The sequence below is a fragment of the Mitsuaria sp. TWR114 genome (assembly GCF_007997345.1).
This window is the reverse complement of the sequence record NZ_VOSR01000291.1, coordinates 1-4,108: the sequence shown is the minus strand read 5'-3', so window position 1 is coordinate 4,108 and position 4,108 is coordinate 1. Positions and strand designations below refer to the sequence as shown.

The window sequence follows — 4,108 nt, the reverse complement described above, 5'->3', positions numbered from 1 at the left end:
CGGCCCGGCGTGCGGACGCCCCGTGCGCATGCCGCTCGGAAGCCGCTGCCGGCGGCGGGGCAATGGGGCGGTGGAGGATAATCCGCCGCGTCCCTGGATCCCCGAGCCTCACCATGACCACCACGATCCGTTACGCCGACCTCGTCGAAAGCGTCGCCGCCGCGCTGCAGTACATCAGCTACTACCACCCGGCCGACTACATCCAGCACCTGGCCCGCGCCTATGAGCGCGAACAGAGCCCGGCCGCCAAGGACGCCATCGCGCAGATCCTGACCAACTCGAAGATGTGCGCCGAAGGCCGTCGTCCGATCTGCCAGGACACCGGCATCGTCAACGTCTTCCTCAAGATCGGCATGGACGTGCGCTGGGCCGACTTCCCCGGCTCCATCCAGGACGCCGTCAACGAGGGCGTGCGCCGCGCCTACAACCATCCCGACAACAAGCTGCGCGCCTCGGTGCTCAGCGATCCGATCTTCGAGCGCAAGAACACCAAGGACAACACGCCGGCGGTGATCTTCATGGAGGTCGTGCCCGGCAACACCGTCGACGTGATCGTCGCGGCCAAGGGCGGCGGCTCGGAGAACAAGAGCAAGGTCTACATGCTCAACCCGAGCGAGAACATCGTCGACTGGGTGCTCAAGACCGTGCCGACCATGGGCGCGGGCTGGTGTCCGCCGGGCATGCTGGGCATCGGCGTCGGCGGCACGGCCGAGAAGGCGGCGCTGCTGGCCAAGGAAGCGTTGATGGACGACATCGACATGTATGAGCTGCTCGAGCGCGGCCCCCAGAACAAGCTGGAGGAACTGCGCATCGAGCTGTACGAGAAGGTCAACGCGCTAGGCATCGGCGCGCAGGGCCTGGGCGGCCTGACCACGGTGCTGGACGTCAAGATCAAGACCTATCCGACGCACGCGGCCTCCAAGCCGATCGCGATGATCCCGAACTGCGCCGCCACGCGCCACGCGCACTTCGTGCTCGACGGTTCGGGCCCGAGCTATCTGGAGCCGCCCAGCCTGGACCTGTGGCCCGACGTGAAGTGGGCGCCGGACTACAACAAGAGCAAGCGCGTCGACCTGAACACGCTGACCAAGGACGAAGTCGCGAGCTGGAAGCCGGGCGACACGCTGCTGCTCAACGGCAAGATGCTGACCGGCCGCGACGCCGCGCACAAGCGCATCCAGGACATGCTGGCCAAGGGCGAATCGCTGCCGGTGGACTTCACCAACCGCGTGATCTATTACGTCGGCCCGGTGGACCCGGTGCGTGACGAGGTGGTCGGCCCGGCGGGCCCCACCACCGCGACGCGGATGGACAAGTTCACCGACATGATGCTGGAGAAGACCGGCCTGATCGCGATGATCGGCAAGGCCGAGCGCGGCCCGGTCGCGATCGAGTCGATCAAGAACCACAAGTCCGCCTATCTGATGGCGGTGGGCGGGTCCGCCTACCTGGTGTCCAAGGCGATCAAGCACGCCAAGGTCGTCGGCTTCGAGGATCTGGGCATGGAAGCGATCTACGAGTTCGACGTGGTCGACATGCCGGTGACGGTGGCGGTGGACGCCGGCGGCACCAGCGCGCACATCACCGGCCCGGCCGAGTGGCAGCAGCGCATCGCCTCCGGCAAGGCGATCAAGATCCCGGTCGCCGCCGGCTGAGCAGGCCCCTCGCGCCAATGACAAGACCACCCTCGGGTGGTCTTTTTCATTTCTGGCGGTGCCTTCCAGCACTTCACGTCGCGCCGGCATCCCGCGTAGCACCGCGGCATGAACGATCCCCTCCCCCGGTGGGCCCGACACCCGACCCACCTCCCCCGCCGATCCTTCACCGGTGCCGCCCTGGCGCTGGCGATGGCTCCGTTTCGACGCACCGGGCAACCACGTCGTGCTGACGCTGGCCGACCGTCGGCATGTCCGCTACGAGCGTCCTAGGCCGCCAGCGGCCGACGGTCAGGCAGCGGCCCGCCCAAACGCGGGCCGCCGAGCCGGTTCACTTCTCTGCGGGCGCGACCGGCGCAGCCGCGAGCGGCGCTTCCACGACCGGGCCTTCCGCCACAGGCGTTTCGGCCACCGTCCGCACCACCCGCTGCGGGAACGGGATGTCGATGCCCAGCCGGTTGAGCAGGCGCAGTACCGCCAGGTTCACGTCGGAGCGCACGCCGCCCTGCCCGTTGTGCGGATCCGAGATCCAGAAGCCGATCGTCAGCTCCAGCCCATCGGCGGCGAAGTTGCTCAGCGACACCGATGGCGACGGCTCGGACAGCACCCGCGGCACGCGCCGGATCTCCTCGATCAGCTGCGGGAACAAGGCGTCGACATCGGTGCCATAGGCCACCTGGACGACGGTCGTCACATTGACCTGCGGATCGGCGAGCGAGAGGTTCTCGACCCGCGTCGTGATCAGCGATTCGTTCGGCACGATCGCCTCGCGCCCGTTGAGCGCGCGGATCACCGTGTAGCGGGTCTTGATGTCGCTGATGCGGCCCTCGAAGTTGTCGACCTTGACCATGTCGCCGATGCGCAGCGAGCGCTCGGCCAGGATCATGAACCCCGACACATAGTTCGCCGCGATCTTCTGCAGGCCGAAGCCCAGGCCCACGCCGACCGCGCCCCCCAGCCAGGACAGGGCGCTCAGGTTCAGGCCCACCATGTTCAGCGCCACCATCGCGCCGACCACCAGCAGCGCCGTGCGCGTCAGGTTGACCGCGATCTTGCGCATCGACAGGTCCATCACCGACTTGCCGCGCAGCAGTCGCGACTCGATCGCCGAGGACAGCCACAGCACCACCAGCATGATGGCGCCGACCTGCAGCACCCCGACCAGGAGGTCGTACACCGTCGTCGACTCGCCTCTCGCGTTCTTCGGCAGGAAACCCAGCTTGTACTCGTCGAGCTCGTCGATGAGGATGGGCAGCAGGCCCACGATCCACAGGATCGATCCCAGCCAGGCGACCCAGGAGACGCTGCGCTCCAGCAGCTTGATGCCGATCGAATCGGGCATCGTCGCCCGCAGCACGCGCGCCACCAGCCGGATCACCACCAGCGACAGCAGCACCGGGATGACGACGCGGAACAGCGCGACCGGCTCGCCCAGCAGCGGCATCAGCCGCCGCGCGCCCAGCGCCAGCAGCAGCGCGATGACCGGGAACAGCACGCCGTCGTACACGCGGTGGCCCAGCAGCACCGACTGGTGACCCGGCGCCGCCGTCACATGCTTGCTGATGCGGTAGACGATCAGCCAGGACATCGCCAGGCAGGCCAGCACCAGGCCGACCTCGATCAGCGCGCGCGGTCGCGACAGCATGGTGAGCAGTGATTCCAGCTCACGCAGGCTCAGGGTGTGGTTCAGGGGTGCGGTCGTACCCAGGGTGGAGCTCAAGGAGGAGATCAATTCGGCAACCGGCCGGGGCCGGGTCTATCGGTCAATGGGAAATGGAAATCGGGACAGCGGGCGCGCGGGATCCCGCTCAGATCCCGGCCAGCGTTCTCAGGTGGACGCCGACGCTGCGCGCCAGCGCGCCCAGGTCGTAGCCGCCTTCCAGGCAGGACACGATGCGGCCCTTCGCGTGGCGCCGGGCCACGTCCATGATGCGCAGCGTGATCCATTCGTAGTCGGCCTCGACCAGGCCGAGCTGCGCCAGGTCGTCGTCGCGGTGCGCGTCGAAGCCGGCCGAGACGAACACCATCTGCGGCCGGAAGCGCTCCAGCGCCGGCATCCAGAGCGACTCGATCATCTCGCGCACCTCGGCGCCGCGGGTGTACGGCGGCACCGGCACGTTGAGCATGTTGGCGCCCTTGGGCTCGCTGCCCGAATACGGGTAGAGCGGGTCCTGGAAGATGCTGACCATCAGCACCCGCTCGTCGCCGGCGAGGATGTCCTCGGTGCCGTTGCCGTGGTGGACATCGAAATCAATGACCGCGACGCGGTCCAGGCCGCGCACGTCCAGCGCATGCCGGGCGGCGACGGCCACGTTGTTGAAGAAGCAGAAACCCATCGCCTGCTCGCGGGTCGCGTGGTGGCCGGGCGGGCGCACGGCGCAGAAGGCGTTCTCGGCGCGGCCGTCCATCACCAGGTCGGTGGCCTGCACCGCCGCGCCGGCCGCGCGCAGCGC

General features: G+C 68.3%; 3 protein-coding genes. 1 reads left to right on the top strand and 2 read right to left on the bottom strand.

Annotated features, from left to right (window positions below; genetic code table 11):
* Nucleotides 1-113: 113 nt before the first annotated feature.
* Nucleotides 114-1,655: a fumarate hydratase gene (locus FUT87_RS12140; RefSeq protein ID WP_147241178.1), complete on the top strand. Its 1,542-nt coding sequence runs from the start codon at nucleotides 114-116 to the stop codon at nucleotides 1,653-1,655.
* A gap of 331 nt (nucleotides 1,656-1,986) precedes the next feature.
* Here FUT87_RS12140 and FUT87_RS12135 read toward each other — a convergent pair whose 3' ends face one another.
* Complete coding sequence (locus FUT87_RS12135; protein ID WP_147241177.1) at nucleotides 1,987-3,300, bottom strand: mechanosensitive ion channel family protein; 1,314 nt, start codon at nucleotides 3,298-3,300, stop codon at nucleotides 1,987-1,989.
* Nucleotides 3,301-3,463: 163 nt separating this feature from the next.
* A partial coding sequence (locus FUT87_RS12130; RefSeq protein WP_147241176.1) for a histone deacetylase family protein occupies nucleotides 3,464-4,108 on the bottom strand: 645 nt, incomplete at its 5' end.